Source organism: Streptomyces sparsus (assembly GCF_054776295.1).
In genome coordinates, this window is sequence record NZ_BAAHCA010000629.1 from 1 (window position 1) to 2,918 (window position 2,918).

Below are 2,918 nucleotides of genomic sequence, written 5' to 3' on the forward strand. Positions count from 1 at the left end.
GGCGATGTGGGCGCTGCGCGGGCCGACGGTGGTGACGGCGCCGCGGCCGGCGGCCAGCCGCACCATCGAGCCGCCGCCGACGCCGACGGTCCGTACGTCGAGCGCGGACAGGTAGGAGGTCTTGCCGAGAATGGTGGCGTGCCGGACGGCGACCTTGCCGCGGTGGATGACGCTGATGTCGGTGGAGGTGCCGCCGGTCTCCAGGAAGACGCCCTCGCTGACACGTTCCTGCATGAGGGCGCCGGCCACGCCGGCCGCCGGCCCGGAGAGCACGGTCAGCAGGGGGCGGCGGCGCATCTCGTCCAGGGACATGACGCCGCCGTCGCACCGCATCACCATCAGCGGGGCGGTGATGCCGCCCTTGGTGATGGCGGCGTCCACCACGTCGGCGGTGGCCAGCATGCGGGGCAGGATCGCCGCGTTGACGACGGCGGTGCGGGTGCGCTTGTGGAGTCCGTACAGCGAGGTGATCTGGTGTGCGGCGGTCATCGGCAGTCCGAGGTCCCCGGCGGCGTCGAGCACGGCGAGTTCTCCGTCGGGCACGTCCACGCTGAACGGTTCGGTGGCGACGAGCGCTCCCGCTCCGGCCGCCTTGAGCTGTTCGGCGGCCGATCGGGCCGCGGTCCGGTCGGTGGGGTCGTCGACGTGTGCGTAGCGCAGCGGCAGTTTCTTGCCCGGGGTGAGGTGCAGCCGATCGAGCCGGGCCAGGCGCCGGGTCAGCACGGCGGCCGTGCCCCGGCCCACTCCGATCAGGCCGACGGTGGCGACGTCCCCTTCGAGCAGGGCGTTGGTGGCCTGGGTCGTGCCGTGGGCCAGGAAGGTGACGTCGGCGGGTTCTGCCCCGACCTCGGCGAGCAGCCGGTCGAGTGCCTCGACGATGCCGTGGGCGACGCCGTCCTCGTGGTGGTGGCTGGTGGGCACCTTGACCTGGCCGACCAGGGCCAGGGTCCGGGCGTCGACGGCCACGGCGTCGGTGAAGGTTCCGCCCACGTCGATACCGACGCGGACGTGCTGGGTGTTCATGAGCTGGCACCTCTTCTGTGTCTGTCATGAGTCGGCGGCTCGGTGGGGGCCGGGCGGGGCGGGTGGGGGCCGCCCCGCCCGGGGTCCGGACCGGCGACGGGTTCAGTAGCCGCGGACGTCCGGCCAGTGGCGCTGCACCCCCTGGCGGTCGAGGGTCCGGGCGAACTCGGTGAACCGCTTGTCCTCGGCCTGCACCTGGTGCGGGACGACGCCCTCCTCCAGGCAGTGCGCGGCCAGCGCGCCGGCGACCTCGCCGACGTTCCACTCCACCGGGTGCAGCCGGAAGCAGCCGTTGGTGATGTGGGTGGTGCCGATGTTCTTGCCGGCCGGCAGCAGGTTGCGCATGCGGCGCGGCACGAGCGCGCCGAGCGGGATCTCGAACGGCACCGAGGCGATGTCGATGTAGTTGTCACCGCCGGTGGAGGGGTGCAGGTCGATGCGGTAGCTGCCGACGCCGACCGAGTCGCGGTGCCGGGTGCCGCCGCGGGGTCCGACCAGCTCGACGGAGACGTCCCGCTCGGTGACGGTGGTGACGGCCCTGATCCGGCGGGACTCGCGGATGTAGGGGGCCTTGGCGAGGCCGTCCGGCGTGCCGGTGATGTCGGGCCGGATACGCAGTCCGGGAAAGCCCGTGCCGCCGTCGGCCCGCGGGGCCTCGGTCTGCAGCCAGTACAGCAGCGACCGGGACAACTCCCTTGCCTCCTCGACGGCTTGACGGGCGGTCTCCTCGCCGGCGCCGATCACGGGCTTGAGCCAGTAGTCGTTGAGCGGCCAGTTGACCAGCGTGATGTCCGACGGGAAGGCGCCCTCGCGGTGCAGGCGGCGGGCCAGCACCCGGCGGAAGCCCCAGAGTTCCTTGTCGCCGGCGTCCGCGCTCTGGTCGGCCGAGATCGCCAGCGGGTCGACGTCCGGGTTGGGTTCGAAGGTGCGCGGCACCGGTTCGAGGGTGCGGGGGTCGGGCGCCTGGAAGCCGAGCAGCGGGCCGGGCCAGAAGTCCGGCCGGTAGGAGCGCCAGAAGTCGTAGTCGCGGGGACGGTCGATGGTGTGGTCGGCGCCCTCGTGGTGGGACAGCGCGAAACACACCGTGATGCCCTGCTGGTTGAGCGGGTCGGCCGTCAGCGGGGCGTGCGGCTCGTCGTGCTCGTGGCGGGCCTCGGCCCCCAGGACGTGTTCCACGTCGGCCAGTTCGAGCAGTTCGCCGGTCTCGGTGGCGTCCAGCATGTACCTGGCGGTGACGGTGTGCCGGTCGTCGCCGTGGGCGAAGGTCACCGCACGGATGACATCGTTGTCGGGCCCTTCGGTGTGCGCTTCCACCGGCCGGTGCTCCAGCAGCACCGTCAGCAGGCCGGCAGCCCGGTAGGGCGCGATCATGGCCTCCAGCACGGCGAGTGCGACCCGCGGTTCGTGGCAGAGCTTGCTGACCCGGCCGGCGCCGGGGTTGAGCTCGGGCAGGGCCAGCGCCTGTGAACGCAGCGGGTACCAGGTGCGGTAGTGGTCCCTGATGCCCTCACGCAGCCGCCGGTAGGCGGCCGTGGTCCCGAACTGCTCCACCCACGGGTGCTCGTCCGGGGGCACCGCCTGCGAGGTGAGCTGGCCCCCGATCCAGTCGGTCTCCTCGGTCAGCACCACCGTGCGCCCGGCCCGGCAGGCCGCGAGGGCCGCGGCGACGCCGCCCAGTCCACCCCCCGCGATCAGGATGTCGGTGTCGGTCCCGGCAGTCGAACTCGGCATACGTCGTTTCTCCTCTGGTGTGCTGTGGGGTACTGCGGTCGGGTGTCGGGGCTCGTCCGCGACACCGGCCGGCGCGCGGCCGGAAGCATCCGGCCGGTGTGTGGCGGGGCCGGTCGGCACGGCGGGCCGTGGGTCACTCGGACCGGTCGGCGGGCCGCGCACGG

General features: G+C 73.1%; 2 protein-coding genes. Both read right to left on the reverse strand.

Annotated features, from left to right (window positions below):
• Nucleotides 1–1,023, reverse strand: a 1,023-nt coding sequence (locus tag ACYVE9_RS21300; protein ID WP_461029495.1) for a hydantoinase/oxoprolinase family protein, incomplete at its 3' end; no start/stop codon positions are given.
• A gap of 102 nt (nucleotides 1,024–1,125) precedes the next feature.
• On the reverse strand, nucleotides 1,126–2,754 hold the full coding sequence (locus ACYVE9_RS21305; protein ID WP_461029496.1) for an FAD-dependent oxidoreductase: 1,629 nt from the start codon (nucleotides 2,752–2,754) through the stop codon (nucleotides 1,126–1,128).
• Nucleotides 2,755–2,918: the final 164 nt, after the last annotated feature.